At 61.8% G+C, this 15,991-nt stretch carries 14 protein-coding genes and 1 pseudogene; 11 read left to right on the forward strand and 4 right to left on the reverse strand.

What is annotated here, in order from left to right; genetic code table 11:
* Nucleotides 1-702: 702 nt before the first annotated feature.
* A pseudogene (locus ACNAZA_RS21305) lies at nt 703-1,593 on the reverse strand (YifB family Mg chelatase-like AAA ATPase); the annotation flags it as partial.
* A gap of 87 nt (nt 1,594-1,680) precedes the next feature.
* Nucleotides 1,681-2,229 (reverse strand): MarR family winged helix-turn-helix transcriptional regulator, encoded by a 549-nt coding sequence (locus ACNAZA_RS21310; RefSeq protein ID WP_415798499.1) that lies wholly within the window; start codon nt 2,227-2,229, stop codon nt 1,681-1,683.
* 92 nt (nt 2,230-2,321) lie between these two features.
* Here ACNAZA_RS21310 and ACNAZA_RS21315 point away from each other — a divergent pair, with 92 nt between their 5' ends.
* The 11 genes from ACNAZA_RS21315 to ACNAZA_RS21365 all read left to right on the forward strand — a co-directional run bounded on the left by ACNAZA_RS21315 (nt 2,322) and on the right by ACNAZA_RS21365 (nt 13,643).
* Nucleotides 2,322-3,308: a Bug family tripartite tricarboxylate transporter substrate binding protein gene (locus ACNAZA_RS21315; RefSeq protein ID WP_415798500.1), complete on the forward strand. Its 987-nt coding sequence runs from the start codon at nt 2,322-2,324 to the stop codon at nt 3,306-3,308.
* Nucleotides 3,309-3,438: 130 nt separating this feature from the next.
* Complete coding sequence (locus ACNAZA_RS21320; protein ID WP_415798501.1) at nt 3,439-4,431, forward strand: Bug family tripartite tricarboxylate transporter substrate binding protein; 993 nt, start codon at nt 3,439-3,441, stop codon at nt 4,429-4,431.
* A 249-nt stretch (nt 4,432-4,680) separates the two neighbouring features.
* Nucleotides 4,681-6,009, forward strand: coding sequence for a sulfatase family protein (locus tag ACNAZA_RS21325; protein ID WP_415798502.1), 1,329 nt, complete (start codon nt 4,681-4,683; stop codon nt 6,007-6,009).
* 380 nt (nt 6,010-6,389) lie between these two features.
* Entirely contained in the window at nt 6,390-7,142 is a 753-nt protein-coding gene (locus tag ACNAZA_RS21330; RefSeq protein ID WP_415798503.1) for a TorF family putative porin, read from the forward strand.
* Nucleotides 7,143-7,159: 17 nt separating this feature from the next.
* The gene (locus tag ACNAZA_RS21335; protein WP_120965708.1) at nt 7,160-7,498 is read left to right on the forward strand and encodes a P-II family nitrogen regulator; all 339 of its coding nucleotides are present in this window, start codon (nt 7,160-7,162) and stop codon (nt 7,496-7,498) included.
* Between the two features lie 41 nt (nt 7,499-7,539).
* Nucleotides 7,540-8,904, forward strand: a complete 1,365-nt coding sequence (locus ACNAZA_RS21340; RefSeq protein ID WP_120965710.1) for an ammonium transporter — start codon at nt 7,540-7,542, stop codon at nt 8,902-8,904.
* 142 nt (nt 8,905-9,046) lie between these two features.
* Nucleotides 9,047-10,201, forward strand: coding sequence for a glycolate oxidase subunit GlcE (gene glcE / locus ACNAZA_RS21345; protein WP_415798504.1), 1,155 nt, complete (start codon nt 9,047-9,049; stop codon nt 10,199-10,201).
* A 17-nt stretch (nt 10,202-10,218) separates the two neighbouring features.
* Complete coding sequence (gene glcF / locus ACNAZA_RS21350; protein WP_415798505.1) at nt 10,219-11,481, forward strand: glycolate oxidase subunit GlcF; 1,263 nt, start codon at nt 10,219-10,221, stop codon at nt 11,479-11,481.
* A gap of 104 nt (nt 11,482-11,585) precedes the next feature.
* A complete protein-coding gene (locus ACNAZA_RS21355) occupies nt 11,586-12,383 on the forward strand; it encodes a ProQ/FinO family protein (protein ID WP_415798506.1) in 798 nt (265 codons plus the stop codon).
* Between the two features lie 62 nt (nt 12,384-12,445).
* Nucleotides 12,446-13,018, forward strand: coding sequence for a hypothetical protein (locus ACNAZA_RS21360; protein ID WP_415798507.1), 573 nt, complete (start codon nt 12,446-12,448; stop codon nt 13,016-13,018).
* A gap of 109 nt (nt 13,019-13,127) precedes the next feature.
* A complete protein-coding gene (locus ACNAZA_RS21365) occupies nt 13,128-13,643 on the forward strand; it encodes an AmiS/UreI family transporter (protein ID WP_415798508.1) in 516 nt (171 codons plus the stop codon).
* Between the two features lie 27 nt (nt 13,644-13,670).
* Here the strand turns inward: ACNAZA_RS21365 and ACNAZA_RS21370 are convergent, their stop codons facing one another.
* Together ACNAZA_RS21370 and lplT are read right to left on the reverse strand one after the other, a co-directional pair.
* The gene (locus ACNAZA_RS21370) at nt 13,671-14,555 is read right to left on the reverse strand and encodes a DMT family transporter (protein WP_415798509.1); all 885 of its coding nucleotides are present in this window, start codon (nt 14,553-14,555) and stop codon (nt 13,671-13,673) included.
* Nucleotides 14,556-14,634: 79 nt separating this feature from the next.
* Nucleotides 14,635-15,936 carry a lysophospholipid transporter LplT gene (gene lplT, locus ACNAZA_RS21375; protein WP_120965718.1) on the reverse strand — a complete coding sequence of 434 codons (1,302 nt, stop codon included), beginning with the start codon at nt 15,934-15,936 and terminating at the stop codon, nt 14,635-14,637.
* Nucleotides 15,937-15,991: the final 55 nt, after the last annotated feature.

Consider the following 15,991-nt stretch of genomic DNA (forward strand, 5'->3'; position numbering starts at 1 on the left):
ACATTCGAGCCGCAATCCTCAATCGGTTTACTGAACTGGGCTGCCCGCAGACGGTGGCTGTGGCGTAGCCACGTCTGGGGTTGGGGAAATCTGGCCTGGGGCTGATTTATGCAACAACGCCGTAGATTACAAGAAGAGAAAAATATCGTTGTGGGAGTGGGATGTGCTGCAACAAGGCAGCATTCCTATCTTCCCTGCGCCGAATTGATAGCGGTCGAAGTCATCTAGGAAAGCGTTTTCAATGTCCTATCGCTATGGCTCGCTCGAAAGATTGACTTGCACACAGTCGGATAGGTATTGCGGAATCGTCCGAGCGTTATAGCGGGGCGTGGCGGCTCTTACCACGTTGACCCGATCGCCCCCAACGAATGATCGGACAATCACAATGCGTTCGATGCAGACTGGCTGAAGCAACGCTTACTGGCACAGGGTTGCGAAGTGGTGATTGCGCAAAAATCCAATCGCCGAGAGCCTTTACCCATTGATATGGAGGTCTACAAATGGAGGCATTTGATCGAGAACTTCTTTTGCAAGCTCAAAGAGTTCAAGCGCATTGCAATGCGCAGCGACAAGACTGACAGCAGCTTCGCTGCTGTTATCACGTTGGCATCTGCAGTGATCAGCTCTCGCTAAATCTCAACAACCCCTAGTTTGTTGGTTAAGCATTTCAATGTGCAGTTAATTTAATCGCTGTAATTCACAGCCGCCGCCGACCAAGGCCACCGAGCTGGCCGTGTGATGTGGTGCTGCAAACGGGCGCTGCCGCCACTGCGCCGGCGTGAAGCGGCCGCTGAGACTGGCAATGGCTGCCGCTTCCAGCGCTTCTTCATCCGTCATGGGCGGCAGCAAGGCAGAAAAGCGCTGGGCCAACATGGATTTTCCAGAGCCTGGCGGGCCTACCATCAAGACGCCATGTGCGCCAGCTGCTGCAATTTCAAGAGCGCGCTTGGCATGGCACTGGCCGCGTACTTCGCGCAGATCCAGAGTCTGAGGGGCGGCCACGGCCTCGGTGGGTGTCATGCGCTGCCAGCCTGCTTCCTGCGTCAGCTCCGGGTCTCCCTCCTGAGGCGCTGCATGGGCCATGAACTGCCGTGCCACATCCAGCAGATGCCGGGCGCAAAACACTTCGGTGCCGGCGACAAAAGCCGCTTCCTGAGCGCTCTCGGGCGGCAGCACCAGGCGCGTGTGCTGCTGCTGGCGCTGCAAGGCCAGCGCCGTGGCCAGGGCACCGCGCACGGGACGCAGCGCGCCGGTCAGGGACAGTTCGCCCGCAAACTCATAGTCGGCCAGGCGGCTGGCTTCAATCTGCCCGCTGGCGGCCAGAATGCCCAGGGCAATCGGCAAGTCAAAACGCCCAGAGTCCTTGGGTAGGTCGGCGGGAGCCAGGTTGACGGTGATGCGCTGGTTGTTGGGAAATTCCAGCCCCGCATTGAGTATGGCGGCCCGCACGCGCTCGCGGGCTTCCTTGACTTCCACGTCGGCCAGACCCACCAGCGTGAACGAGGGTAGACCATTGGCCAGATGCACTTCCACCGTGACGCGCGGCGCCTGCAGGCCCAGCAAGGCACGACTCTGAACTAAGGCAAGTCCCATAAGTCCCTCGATCCGCATTGAAGGCCCTAGGGTAGGCGCAAGCCTTGCACACAGGCAAGAGGGTGAGCACAGGAAGAGTGCAAACCTTCAGCGCGCTGTGTCGTCTCGCGGCGGCGGCCGTGGCGTCAAGCGCCCGCGTCTACGCTCCGCTTTGGGAAACTCGCCTTGCTGCTGCATCAGGGCGGCCCGCGCCCCTATGCGGGCAAACATCTGCGACAGCAGCTGCAGCTCGGCATCGCTGATGTCGCCGAGCAGCTCCTGATTGATCTGTCGCACCTGGGGAAACAACTGGGTGTGCAGGGCCAGACCGGCGGCCGACAGCTGCACCAGCGCCTGGCGCCCGTCTCCGGCAATGCCCTGCTTTTGCAGCAGGCCCTTGGCGATCAGGGTGGAGATGGTGCGCGAGGTGCGGGTACGGTCCAGCTGTGCATGTTCTGCCAGCTGTGAAGGCTGCATAGGCCCTTGGTCGGCCAGCAGACCGATGAGTCGCCATTCACGCCGGGTGATGCCAAAACCTCCCTCGCACATGCGTACCACCATGGAGCCTGCCGAACTCATCAGCCGGGCCAGGTGATAGAGAAACAAGTCGTCCAGCTTGGATGCTTGCCGCCATGGGTGGCTTGGTTCCTTGGGCATGAGGCTCTGTGGGTTTTCTCTAGGGATGATGGATTAGATTCATTATCCAGGCACTGCTTACAGTGGCTCCAAAGACATCTACAGGAGACACCATGCCTTGCTTTCGTATGACCCGCCGTACCTTGGGAATGCTGGGAGCAGCAACCTTGCTGGTCGCTCAATGGGGGGTGGGGGCCCAGGCTTCCGATGCCTGGCCTACCAAGCCCATACGCATCATCGTGCCCAACCCGCCCGCCGGCCCTTCCGACATCGCCATCCGTCCCCTGGCTGCGGCGGTGCAAAAAGTGCTGGGCCAGCCGGTGATTGTGGAAAACAAGCCCGGCGCCAACGGCAATATCGGCGCCGCCGAAGTCGCAAGGGCTCCGGCCGACGGCTACACCTGGTTCTGGGCCATGGACCCGGTGCTCACGGTCAACAAGCACATCTACAAGAACCAGGGCTATGCCGGTGATGCAATCGTGGTGCTCAATGCGGCGGCCCGGTTCTCGCAGACACTGATTTGCAACCCCGCCCTGGGCTTCAAGTCCGTCAAGGACATGGTGGACGCCACCCGTACCCGGGAGCTGACCTATGCCACCGGCGGTGCCGGCTCGCCCGGCCATCTGGTGATGGAGTCCTTGCTTTCCGCCACAGGCACAAAAATGGTGCATGTGCCTTACAAGGGCCCGGCGCCCGCCATGCAGGATCTCATGGGCGGTCAGGTCGACTGCGGCTTTCTGGCTGCGCCCACGGTGCTGCCCCAGATCCAGAGCGGCCGCGTGACGGCGCTGGCCACTTCGGGCAAGACGCGCTCTGCGCTGCTGCCCCAGTTGCCCACGATTGCCGAATCCGGCTATCCGGAGTTTGATGGCACGTTCTGGCTCTTGCTGGCTGCGCCCAAGGGGATTCCGCCCGAGATCCAGAAGCGCTTTCTGGATGCCATGGCCCAGGCCATTCGCTCGCCTGGGCAGCAGGAAAAGGTCAAGTCCGTGGACATAGAGATGGTGGGCAGCACGCCCGAGCAGGCGCAACAGAAAGCCAGAGAGCTGTCGGACAAATGGGGCGCTCTGGTGCGCAAGATCAAGCTGACGGCGGAGTAGGGCGATGAACGAAAACGGCATGAAAAAGCGCTCCGGTACCGCCCGCCCGGCGCCTTACACTGCCAGTTTTGTTGATGAAGAATAACTTTCGCGCGAGTGGTTCGCCGTAAAGGACAAGGAGATGGTCGCAATGCAAAGAAGAACCTTGGGCAAGTGGGCAATCGGCGCCGGGTTGGTCGCCGGTTTGCTGGGTACAGGTGTGGTGCAGGCGCAAGCCGTGGCGCCGCTGTTTCCGGGCAAGACGCCTTTGCGCATCGTGGTGGGCTACCCGCCCGGCGGTGCCACCGATCGCGTGGCCCGCATCGTGGCCGACAAGTTGCAGAACAAACTGGGCAGCCCCGTCATCGTGGAGAACAAGCCCGGCGCGGGCGGCCGTCTGTCGGCCCAGTACGTCAAGAACGCCCCTGCCGCGCAGCCCGCGATTTTGCTGGCCAATCCTGCCGTGATGGTGGTGGCGCCGCTGGTGTTTGCTGACTCCGGCTACGACCCCGAGAAAGACTTCAGGCCCATCAGCGAAGTCAACCGTTATGACTTCGGTCTGGCAGTTGCCAGCGCCGTGCCGGTCAAAGAGCTGTCCCATTTGTTTGCCTGGCTCAAGGCCAATCCGGAGCGCGCCAATTTCGGCGTGCCCGCCACCGGCAGCCTGCCGCACTTTTTTGCGCTGATGCTGGGCGAGAGCGCCAAGGTTCCGGTCGAAGTGGTGGGCTACAAGGGCTCGGCTCCACTGCTGACCGATCTGATGGGCGGTCAGGTGCCGATTGCCGTCGATACCCTGGACACCCAGATTCCCCAGCATGAAGCCGGCAAGCTGCGGATACTGGCCGTCTCCGGCGACAAACGCAGCCCCATGGCGCCCGAGATTCCCACGCTCAAGGAATTGGGCGTGAACCTGGTCGGCACCGGCTGGAACACCTTGTTTGCGCCGCAAAGCATGGCGCCCGCCACGGTGCAGCGCCTGTCCGAGCTGGTGCAGGAGGTGATGAAGGAGGCCGATACGCAGCAGAAATTTGCGGCCTCCAAGCTGGATCCCGTGGTCAGCAGCGCCCAGGAGACCGAGCGCATGCTCAAGGCCTATCGGGCGCAATGGGCGCCAGCGGTCAAACGTTCAGGATTCAAACCTTGAAATGCAATACCCCCTGAGGTGCTTAGCGCCTTCCCCCTGGAAGGGGGACGACGGCCCACGCTGCGGGGCGGCCCTTGCCGGCCGTCTCGCGCTTGGAGCATGCCAGTTTTATGTGCCGTGCCATGTGGCCGAGGTTTTAGGAGCATCCAATGCTTGATTCGCTTTGGTTCAAGCATTGAAAGTTCGTCAAATCGATTGATTGCAGGCGATAGCTGCTCCTGTTTTTGTGTCTTCTCTGTTGTTCCTCTCATGACCGATTCCCGCCCCAATCTGATTTTTATCCTGGCCGATGACATAGGCTATGCCGACCTGGGTTGCACGGGGGCACGCGATGCCCACAGCAATGCCACCGATGTCTCGCCCCGCCTGGATGCCATGGCGCGTGAAGGCATGCGCTTTACCCGTGGCTACTCCAACTCGGCGGTGTGCTCGCCCACCCGCTTCGCGCTGGCCACGGGCCGCTGGCAGTACCGTTTGCGCGGTGCGGCCGAGGAGCCGATTGCCAGCGTACACGGCGACAAGGTGCTGGGCCTGCCGCCAGACCACCCCACGGTGGCTTCGCTGCTCAAGGAAGCCGGCTACGCCACGGCCCTGGTGGGCAAGTGGCATCTGGGCTACCCCCCGCATTTCGGTCCGCGCCTGTCGGGCTATGAAGAGTTCTACGGCTTTCACGCCGGCGGCAATGATTACTTTGCCCATTGCGACCCGCGCGGCCGCCCCGACTTCTGGGTCAATGAAGAGCCGCACCAGGAAGACGGCTATCTGACCGACCTGCTGAGCCAGCGCGCCGTGGACTTTGTCGAGCGCCAGTCGGCAGACAAACCGTTCTTTCTGTCCCTGCACTACAGCGCACCGCACTGGCCCTGGCTGACCCGTGAGGACCGCGAGGAAGCCCAGCGTATTGCCGGCATTGGCAAGCACACGGACGGCGGCTCCATCGAAACCTACCAGCGCATGATTCACCACATGGATGAAGGCATTGGCTGGGTGCTGGATGCGCTGGAGAAAAAAGGCTTGAGCGAGAACACGCTGATCGTCTTTACCAGTGACAACGGCGGCGAACGCTTCTCCAACAACTGGCCTTTTGTGGGCCAGAAGATGGACTTGCTCGAAGGCGGCATCCGCGTGCCTTTGCTGGCGCGCTGGCCGGCGCGCATGGCTGCACATACCGTGAGCCACACGCCCAGCCTGACCATGGACTGGTCGGCTACCTTTTTGGCTGCAGCCGGCGTGGCTGCGCATGCCGACTATCCGCTGGACGGCATCAGCCTGCTGCCGGTGATGGAGGACGCCAGCTGGAGCCCCGAGCGCGATCTGGCCTGGCGCATGAAGCACCGCGAGCAGCGGGCGCTGGTGCGCGGCGACTGGAAGTATCTGCAGGTGGAAGGCATTGAATACCTGTTCAATGTGAGCGCCGACCCACGCGAACGCGCCAATCTGCGCGAGCGTGAGCCGCAAAAACTGGCCGAGCTGCGCCAGGCCTGGCAGGACTGGAATGCGGCGCTGCCCGCCATCCCCGAAGAGGCCAAGGTCTCGCTGGTGTTCACCAGAAACGAGCTGCCGCAGGCCAGTTACTGAGATCAGCGCCGTCCATCCGCGCCATCAACCAGCCAGCTTTTGCTGCCAAGCCCGGGTGCCCAAGGCCTCGGGCTTTTTTGCGCCCTTGATTTGCACCAATTGAGTGCATCGAGGACGTGCGAGGAGTCCAGCCTGCTTGCGCACCAAATTCGCGCATTGCCTGCATGCCTCATCGCAGGGCATGGCTGACCGTGCGATGAATGGCGGTCGTCGTCTCTTGATTTTGATAGCTTGAAGCGCTTTTCAATCAAGGGCTGCATGGCAATTTCATGCCAATAAATCTGTCAACAACCAGGCCGTATTGAAGTGCAACTCAATGTTGGCACGGTCTGTGCTTTTCACCGGTTAACACAAATTTTTTCAAACCGGAGGAAGCCAGAATGACCCGCATCGCTGTTAGCCGTTTCAAGACCTTCGCCAAGACTGCCGCATTGGCCTGCGTCGTTGCCGCCCCCATGTGGGCTCACGCACAACTCACTGCCAACGTGGCTTTGACCACCAACTACAAGTTCCGTGGTCAGGACCAGGACGCCAGCCGCACGCGTGCGGTCAAGCCTGCGCTGCAAGGCGGTTTTGACTATAGCTTCGGCGACAGCGGCTTCTACGTGGGCAACTGGAATTCCTCCGTGGACTGGCTGCCCGGCAACTCGCTGGAAACCGACTTCTACGGCGGCTACAAATTCAAGGCTGCCGATGTGGACTGGGATGTGGGCGCACTGACCTATGTGTACTCGGGCAACTCCAACGGCAACACCACGGAGATTTACGGTGCCGGTACCTACGGCCCCTTCACGGCCAAGTACTCGCACACCGTGTCCAAGGACTACTTCGGCTGGGCCGGTGCCAAGGCAGGATCGGGTCTGAAGGGTCGCAACAGCGGTTATCTGCAGTTCTCCTACAGCCAGGAAGTGATGAGCAAGGTGACACTCAAAGCATCACTTGGTTACACACACTTCTCCAGCGACATCAAGAACCTGGGCGTGCCCAACTACGTGGATTACAGCGTGGGTGGTGCCTATGACCTGGGCGACGGATTCTCTGTGGCTGCCGCTGTGGCTGGCGCCAACAAGAAAGCCTATTTTGGCGATGTAAACAAGGCGCGTCTGATCCTGACGCTGGCCAAGACTTTTTAATTTTTCAGGAGCCTGTCATGAAAATGGTGATTGCCATCATCAAACCCTTCAAGCTCGATGAAGTGCGTGAAGCACTGTCCCAGATCGGCGTGCAAGGTATCACGGTGACCGAAGTCAAGGGCTTCGGCCGTCAGAAGGGCCACACCGAGCTGTATCGCGGTGCCGAGTACGTGGTGGACTTCCTGCCCAAGCTCAAGATCGAGGCGGCCATTGCCGATGATCTGGTGGACGCGGCCATCGACGCTATTGAGGGTGCGGCGCGTACCGGCAAGATCGGCGACGGCAAGATTTTTGTGCAGGCGCTGGAGCAATCCATCCGCATTCGCACTGGCGAAACCGGCGACTCCGCCCTCTGAGCGCCGCAGCGTCTCAGGAATCATTTTTGAGAAAGATTGCCATGACCAAGAAGCTATTGAGTGCAGGCCTTGGATTGGGTCTGTTGGCAGCCAGCGCAGCCGTGTTTGCGCAGGACGGTGCCGCAGCTGCAGCAGCGCCTGCGGTGGTGGCCGCAGTCGAAGCTGCCGCCGTCGTAGAGGCGGTGCCTACCCTGAGCGCCGGTGATACGGCCTGGATGCTGACTTCCACCATGCTGGTGATCTTGATGATCATCCCCGGCCTGGCACTGTTCTACGGCGGCCTGGTGCGCTCCAAGAACATGCTGTCCGTGCTGGCGCAGGTGTTTGTCGTCTTTTCCTTGATCACCGTGCTGTGGGCCGTGTACGGCTATTCGCTGGCCTTTGGTGGCGAAGGCAAGTTCTTCGCCAACTTCGACAAGCTGTTCCTGATGGGCATCACGCCGGACACGCTGTCCAGCGCGCTCAAGACCATCCCCGAGTATGTGTTTGTGGCCTTCCAGTCCACTTTCGCCGCCATCACCGTGGCGCTGATCGTGGGTGCGTTTGCCGAGCGCATCAAGTTTGCTGCCGTGATCGTGTTCTCCGTGCTGTGGTTCACCTTCAGCTACATCCCCATGGCCCACATGGTGTGGGGCGGTGGTCTGCTGGGTGCCGATGGCGCGCTGGACTTTGCCGGCGGCACCGTGGTGCACATCAACGCTGCCGTGGCCGGTCTGGTCGGTGCCTACATGCTGGGCAAGCGCATCGGCTTCGGCAAGGAGGCCCTGCCTCCGCACAGCCTGACGCTGACCATGGTGGGTGCCTCTTTGCTGTGGGTGGGCTGGTTCGGCTTCAACGCCGGCTCTGCCGGTGCCGCCAACGGCATTGCCGGCCTGGCCTTCATCAACACCATCCTGGCGACCGGCGCTGCCGCCATCTCCTGGATCGTGGCTGAGGCCCTGCTGCGCGGCAAGGCCTCCATGTTGGGGGCTGCTTCGGGTGCCGTGGCCGGTCTGGTGACCATTACGCCCGCTGCCGGTTTTGTCGGCCCTATGGGTTCCATCGTCATGGGCATCATTGCAGGCCCTCTGTGCTTCTGGGGCGTGTCCGGCCTCAAGCACATGCTCAAGGTTGACGATGTCTGCGACGTCTTCGGCGTCCACGGCGTGGGCGGTATCCTGGGGGCCATCCTGACCGGCGTGTTCTGCGCCAAGGGTCTGGGCGGTATCGAGCCCGAAGGCTACAACATGGCTCACCAAGTGTGGGTGCAGGTCGAGAGCGTGCTGGTGACCATTGTCTGGTCAGGTGTGGTGTCCTTTGTGGCCTACAAGATTGCTGCTCTGACCGTGGGTCTGCGTGTTTCCGAGGAAACCGAGCGCCAAGGTCTGGACATCAGCTCTCACGGGGAGGTTGCCTATACCCGCTAAGCCAAGTCTTTCGCTTTAGTTCAGTTTCATTACGTTGGCCCCGCAGTGCATGCTGCGGGGCCTTTTTTATTCATGCTCGCGTTTCAAAAAAATCAAAAGCGCTGCATGGTTCTATGGCAGCAGCTGCCGCTACCATGCAGCCATGGATTCAGCCACCCGCCAAATCAACGCCCTTCAAGCCATCACCGAGCGCATACGCGCCGCTGCTGCCGACCAAACCCCGTTGCGCATACGCGGCGGCGGTAGCAAGGACTTTTATGCCCATGCCCTGCAAGGCGAGCTGCTGGACATGCGCAGCCTGAGCGGCATCGTCAGCTACGAACCCAGCGAGCTGGTCGTGACCGTGCGTGCCGGCACTGCGCTGGCCGAACTGGAAGCTGAGCTGGCTAGCCAAGGCCAGTGTCTGGCCTTCGAGCCGCCGCACTTCGGCCCCGGCAGCACCGTAGGCGGCATGGTGGCCGCCGGTCTTTCGGGTCCTTCGCGCGCCAGCGTGGGAGCCGTGCGTGATTTCGTGCTGGGCCTGGAGATGATCAACGGCAGCGGCGAGCTGCTGCGCTTTGGCGGCCAGGTGATGAAGAACGTGGCGGGCTATGACGTCTCGCGTCTGATGGCCGGCAGTTGGGGCGCGCTGGGCGTGATCACCGAGGTCAGCCTCAAGGTCTTGCCCGTGGCCCCGGCTGAAGCCACGCTGCGCTTTGGCGACTGCAGCCAGCAGCAGGCGCTGCAGTGGCTCAATCAATGGGGCGGCCAGCCGCTGCCGCTCAATGCCAGCAACTGGCTGCATGAGACTGGCCAAGCGGGTGGCACGCTGTATTTGCGTCTGCGCGGAGCCCGGGCTGCGGTGCAGGCGGCCTGCCTCAAGCTGGGCGGCGAGCGCCTTGACACCGATGCCGTGGCCGCCGACTGGTCAGCCAGCCGTGATCTGAGCCTGCCCTGGTTCGGTGCAAGGGCCGGCGATCACTGTCTGTGGCGCCTGTCCGTGCCAGCTGCTACAGCACCGCTGCAACTGCCAGCAGGCTGCGTGGGCCCGCTGGTGGACTGGCTGGGCGCACAGCGCTGGGTGCAGGCGCCGCGCAGCGCCGCTGCGGCATTGCAGCAGCTGGCCCAGTCTGTGGGTGGTTCCGCTTCTCTTTTCAGAGCTGAAAGCGCAGATCAGATAAGCGGTGTGGCCGACTTTGATGTGTTTTCGCAAGGCAGCGCGGCGGGGCGCACGGCGGCGCAGATTCATGCGCGGCTCAAGCAGGCTTTTGATCCGGCAGGTATTTTCAATGTGGGCCGTTTGTCGGCGAACTGGTAAGAACAAGGACTGAGCCCATGCAAACCAATCTCGCCCCCGAATTCCGTGCCACGCCCGAAGGTCAGGACGCTGAAGCCATCTTGCGCAAATGCGTGCACTGCGGCTTTTGCACGGCTACCTGCCCCACCTATCAAACCCTGGGCGATGAGCTGGACGGACCGCGCGGCCGCATCTACCTGATCAAGCAGGTACTGGAAGGCCACAAGCCCACCCGCGCCACGCAGCAGCATCTGGATCGCTGCCTGACCTGCCGCAACTGCGAATCCACCTGTCCCAGCGGCGTGCAGTACGGCCATCTGGTCGATATAGGTCGCAAGATTGTGGATGAGCAGGTCGAGCGTCCCTTGGGCGAGAAGCTGCAGCGCTGGGCACTCAAGGAGGGCATGACGTCCTCGTTGTTTGCGCCCGCCCTGTCGTTAGGCCGTGCCGTGCGCGGCCTGCTACCCGAGACACTGGCCGAGAAAATTCCGCCAGCCCAGCAGACCGGTCACTGGCCCACGCGCGAACATCGCCGCAAGGTGCTGATGCTGGCCGGCTGCGTGCAACCGGCCATGATGCCGCGCATCAACTACGCCACGGCACGCGTGCTCGATGCGGCCGGCATTCAATCCGTGATTGCCGACAAGGCCGGTTGCTGCGGGGCGGTGAAATTTCACCTCAACGACCAGGACGGCGGCAAGGCCCAGATGCGCGCCAATATCGATGCCTGGTGGCCGTTGGTCGCGCGCGGCGAGGTGGAGGCGATCGTGATGAATGCTTCGGGCTGCGGCGTGACGGTCAAGGAATACGGTCATCTGCTCAAGCACGATGTGCAGTATGCGGAAAAAGCCGTGCGCATCAGCGCGCTGACCCGCGACTTGAGCGAGCTGCTGCCTGATTTGCTGCCCGAACTGGCGACCCGGTTGAAAGATCAACTGGCGATACCCAAGGCGCCCGTGGCTTATCACCCGCCTTGCACGCTGCAGCACGGCCAGCAACTGCGCGGTGGCGTGGAGAAGCATCTGCGCGAGCTGGGCTTCGATGTGCGCGTGGCCCGCACTGAGTCGCATCTGTGCTGTGGCTCGGCCGGAACCTATTCGGTGCTGCAGTCCGAAATTTCCCATCAGCTGCGCGACCGCAAGATTGCCGCTCTGGACGAGCCTTTCGCCCCCGAAAAGCCGGCCGCCATTCTCTCGGCCAATATGGGTTGCATCGTCCATCTGCAAAACGGCACGCAGGTGCCGGTCATGCACTGGATAGAGCTGATCGATGAGACACTGTCAGCCGCTGGAACCCGGTAACCCCAGGGCTCTTTGCGCCCCGTTTTGCACTGCAGTTTGCAATGCTGGCATGATTAGGGGTTTTGTTTCTCCCCAAGCCCACGGGCTTTGCCATGACTGAAATCGTGTCTGAACCACAAGAACACAATGCCCAGGCCGCTGTAGAGCAGCTTGAGGCCCAGAACGTTGCGCAAGCCGTGCAGCAAGGCACAGCCGTGTCCAACCTGAATCAAGAGCCTCGCCAGCGCTCGCGTCGCGGCGGCCGTGGCCGCAGCGGTGGCAATGCCGGCAAGCCCGCTCAGGCCGAGCAGGCCCAAGCAGCGCCACGTCCGCTGAACCCGCTGCTAGAGCAGCTGGCGCAGTGGCACCCGGCCCTGTTTGGCGAACAACTGCTGCCCTTCAAGCGCGGCATTTTCGAAGATCTGCTGGCAGCCCACCCCGAGCTGGACAAGGAAGCGCTCAAGTCTGCGTTGCAGCAGCACACGCGCTCCGGTCGCTATCTGGCTGCCATGGCATCGGGCCAGGCCCGTCATGACCTCAGCGGCCAGCCCGTGGAAGCCACGCTGCCCGAGCATGTGCACCATGCGCTGATCGAAGTCTTCCGTCGCCGCCAGCAGCGTACGGCCGAAGACCTGACGCCCAAATTGCGCAACCGCATCGTCATCGCCTACGAAGCCTCCGGCCTCTCGCGCGAAGACTATGCCGAGCGCGTGCTCGGCAAGAACGAAGCCACCAATGCGCTGGTGGCCGATGCTTTGGCCGAAGCCGATGCCCGTGCCGCCAAGGACGAAGCCCTGCTGCGCTCCTTCACGCTCAGCGGTCAGACTTCGGAGCAGGATTTTGCCGAGATGTATGGCATGAACCCGCGCCAGGTGGCGCAGCAACTGGAGCGTGCGCGCCGTCGCAGCGCCAGCCAGGCATAACGGTTATCGCCTCACGGGCCAGCTCCAGACCTTGGGGCTGGCCCGCTCTCTTTCAGCGTTTCATGATGCAAGCCGATCGCATTTACTTTGAGGGCAACCCCTGGCCAGAAGGTCATCCTATCGCCGAGTTTGTGTGGACGGCCAAGATCGTAGATGAAGAAGTCTGGTTCGATCTGCACCTGAAATCAGCCGACTATTACGCAGAGCGCGACTTCGACGATGACGAGGAGCCCGAGACGCTGAGTGACTGGGAAGCTCCTTCCTGCTGGAACAACTATCACGCCTGCACCCTGTCATCGACCTTCTGGGGCAACCCGGGCTTTCGTGTCTGCAGCATCGAGCAGTACACACCAGAGTTTCTGGATGGGCGGGAAATGCTGGTGGACAGCCACCCAGAAGCCATTGAAAACTGGGATGAGATGGCTTTTCACATCTATCTGTTGGGCCACGATGCGGTAGCCCGGCACAGGATTCGCTTTGAACGCATCCAAGGCAGCCAGCAATTCAAGATTGCCTGGACCGGGGCGATTGCTGCAGCCTACGTTGGGCAGTATGAATTCAAACACGCTTTTTCTGCCTCGATTTCCTCTGCACAATTCCCGGCGCTCGCGGGCAACGCGCAGGCAGCTCCATAGCAACCCCAGAACCCCTTGGATAGCGGATCGCTCCGTTGCCAGAAGATCTCCGGCCCTCATGCTTTTTTGCTGACCTTGCGCGATTTTCCCCGCTCAACAGGAGACAAAGATGTGGCTGGGTTTATCGCTTTTTTACGTGGGTGCAGTGCTGTTTCTCAACGGCCTGTGGATGCTGGGCAAGATTGCCGACAAGGAAATCTGGGTCATCAACATCTTCACCGGCGTGGTGTCGCTGTGCATAGGGCTGGCCAGCATCTTCGGACCGGCGGCCGATGCCGCATCCGTAAAAAGCGGCGCACTGACGCTGCTGTTTGCCTTCACCTACCTGTGGGTGGCCTTCAATCGCTTCAGCGGCGCTGACGGCCGGGGTCTGGGTTGGTTCAGTCTGTTTGTGGCAATCACGGCCGTGCCCGTTGCCGTTGACACGCTGGCAGGCGCGCAAACCGGCCTGGATTGGTGGATGGGCATCAACTGGGCTGCCTGGGCCGTGCTCTGGGCGCTGTTCTTTGCCCTGCTGGCGCTGAAAAAGCCCATTGAGCGCATGACGGGCTGGCTATGCATTGTCCAGGGCGTGCTCACGGGCTGGGTGCCGGGCTATCTGATTTTGGCCGGAAAGCTGGTCTAACTTCTCGGAGTTTTCTCCGGGACGGCGTCAGGCTTTTTTCGCTCTGCCTAGCGTGGTCAGCAGCGCCGCGCCCATGATGCAGGCGCCGCCCAGCAGGGTGCGAGCCGCAAGCTGCTCCTGGGCGATCAGCACCGAAGAGATGCTGGCGAAGACGACTTCGGACAGCATGACTACGGACGTCACGCCCGAGGGCAGGCGCGATGCGCCAAATTGCAGCGCCCAGTTGCCCACCATCAGCAAGACGGACAGCAGCACGGCGACGGCTGCCCAACTGGTGTTGAATGTGGGGAAGGTCGGCACCATGCCGGTGCTGCTGGCCGTCAAGGCCGTAAGCAGAGCCATGCTCATGCAGCCCGCAAACATGGCCAGCATGCGGGCCTGGCTGGGAATGCCCTGAAAGCGGCGCAGCAGCACATTGGTCAGCGCAAACATGAAGCCGCCAAATACGGCCAGTGCGTCGGCCAGGGACAGGCCTTGCACCAGCCCGCTCAGCGATGCATCGGCGGGCAGCAGCACCAGCACCACGCCACCAAAGGCCAGCAGCAGGCGCAGCAAGGCTGCGGGCGTGGGGCGTTCTCCCAGAATCTTCCAGGCCAGCAGTACGGCCCAGGCCGGCATGAGATAGAACAGCAGGATGACGCGAACCACGTCACCCACGGTCACGGCCCAGTTGAATGCCACATTGTTCAGGCCCGAGCTGGCCGCCAGCAGCAACAGCACTGGGTACTGCCAGGCCTGCTTGAGGCTGGCCGGACGCAGGGCGATGAGCCCCGTCAGCACCAGCGCATACATCAACGCCGTGGCCCAGAGCGGATGCAGGCCGGCTTCATGCATGAGGCGAAACGGCCACCAGGACAGCCCCCAGATCAGGGCGTTGAACAGCAGAGCAAAAACAGGAAGTGGACTATGCATAAAAAATGCTTCTAACCCTTGTCCGGCAAGGGCTAGAAGCTATTGATTTTCGTGGAGGCAGCCTGGTGGGCTGCGGGAATCAGTGGCAGTCCTTGCGAGCAATATCCAGCAGGCGGGTGATTTCCTGGGGGTGCTTGCGGCAATTGTTGCGGTGCCACATGCCGATCAGAATCATGATGCCCGCGACCACCAGACCGAAGACGGTGATGGCGCCAAACGCGGAGAGGCCGAACTTGGTGGAGAGGCTGTAGAAAGCGCCCATGGCCAAAATGGCGGCCTGTTCATTGAAGTTCTGCACGGCAATCGAGCGGCCTGCGCCCATGAGATTATGGCCCCGATGCTGCAGCAGCGCGTTCATGGGCACCACCAGAAAACCGCCCAGGCCGCCCATCACGATCAGAAAGGGAACGGCCAGCCAGAGGTTGTCGATATAGATCATGCACACCACCAGCAGACCCATGAGTATGCCCAGTGGAATCACGCTGGTGGCGTTGTCCAGTCGCATCCGCATGGAGGCCGCCACCGCGCCCACGGCCGTACCTATGGCAACCACGCCGACCAAGGCCGAGGCCTGGGTGGTGCTATAGCCCAGAGCCGCAGCGCCCCAGGCCAGCACGATGTAGCGCAGATTGCCCGACGCACCCCAGAACAAGGTGGTGGTGGACAGCGAAATCTGGCCCAGCTTGTCGGCCCACAGGCGTTTGCTGCACAGCCAGAAGTCGGGCAGCAGACCGACGATATTGGACAGCAGACCCTTGTTCGGGTCCTGGCGCATGGGGCGCATGGCCACGCCGGTCAGCGGAATGTGCAGATTGAACCAGGCGGCAATGGCGTAGATCAGGATCAGCACGGCAATCGCCGCTTCGGCAGGCGTATCCACGCCGGTGTCTATATAGGGGAAGTTGAAGGCCAGCAGATGGTGGGAGATCATGGGGCCCACCAGCTGGCCGCCCACCAGCACGCCCAGGATGATGGAGGTGATGGTCAGTCCCTCGATCCAGCCATTGGCCTTGACCAGCTGGGAGGCCGGCAGCAGTTCGGTCAGGATGCCGTATTTGGCCGGGGAATAGGCCGCGGCGCCCAGACCGATCACCGCATAGGCGATCAGCGGGTGGTGGCCGAACAGCATCATCAGGCAGCCCACCACCTTGATGGCATTGCTGATGAACATGACCCGCCCCTTGGGAAGAGCGTCCGCAAACGCTCCGACAAAGGGTGCCAGGACCACATAGAACAGGGCGAACATGGGCACCAGGGCGGCACGTTGCCACTCGGGGGCGCCATTGGCACGCAACAGCTCGACTGCGGTTACAAACAAGGCGTTGTCTGCCAGCGAGCTGAAAAACTGCGCCGACATGATGGTGTAGAAACCGCGCTTCATGGATTAGCTGAAATCGGCATCGGCCGGGGCGATGCCGAGAAATAAGAAGCCCTGT

The sequence above is a fragment of the Comamonas aquatilis genome (assembly GCF_965139575.1).
In the GTDB taxonomy this organism is placed as follows: Bacteria; Pseudomonadota; Gammaproteobacteria; order Burkholderiales; family Burkholderiaceae_C; genus Comamonas; species Comamonas aquatilis.

Coding starts and splice junctions, on each gene's coding strand:
- ACNAZA_RS21310 (WP_415798499.1), bottom strand. CDS start 2,229: ATGCCCAAGGAACCAAGCCACCCATGGCGGCAAGCATCCAAGCTGGAC.
- ACNAZA_RS21315 (WP_415798500.1), top strand. CDS start 2,322: ATGCCTTGCTTTCGTATGACCCGCCGTACCTTGGGAATGCTGGGAGCA.
- ACNAZA_RS21320 (WP_415798501.1), top strand. CDS start 3,439: ATGCAAAGAAGAACCTTGGGCAAGTGGGCAATCGGCGCCGGGTTGGTC.
- ACNAZA_RS21325 (WP_415798502.1), top strand. CDS start 4,681: ATGACCGATTCCCGCCCCAATCTGATTTTTATCCTGGCCGATGACATA.
- ACNAZA_RS21330 (WP_415798503.1), top strand. CDS start 6,390: ATGACCCGCATCGCTGTTAGCCGTTTCAAGACCTTCGCCAAGACTGCC.
- ACNAZA_RS21335 (WP_120965708.1), top strand. CDS start 7,160: ATGAAAATGGTGATTGCCATCATCAAACCCTTCAAGCTCGATGAAGTG.
- ACNAZA_RS21340 (WP_120965710.1), top strand. CDS start 7,540: ATGACCAAGAAGCTATTGAGTGCAGGCCTTGGATTGGGTCTGTTGGCA.
- glcE (WP_415798504.1), top strand. CDS start 9,047: ATGGATTCAGCCACCCGCCAAATCAACGCCCTTCAAGCCATCACCGAG.
- glcF (WP_415798505.1), top strand. CDS start 10,219: ATGCAAACCAATCTCGCCCCCGAATTCCGTGCCACGCCCGAAGGTCAG.
- ACNAZA_RS21360 (WP_415798507.1), top strand. CDS start 12,446: ATGATGCAAGCCGATCGCATTTACTTTGAGGGCAACCCCTGGCCAGAA.
- ACNAZA_RS21365 (WP_415798508.1), top strand. CDS start 13,128: ATGTGGCTGGGTTTATCGCTTTTTTACGTGGGTGCAGTGCTGTTTCTC.
- ACNAZA_RS21370 (WP_415798509.1), bottom strand. CDS start 14,555: ATGCATAGTCCACTTCCTGTTTTTGCTCTGCTGTTCAACGCCCTGATC.
- lplT (WP_120965718.1), bottom strand. CDS start 15,936: ATGAAGCGCGGTTTCTACACCATCATGTCGGCGCAGTTTTTCAGCTCG.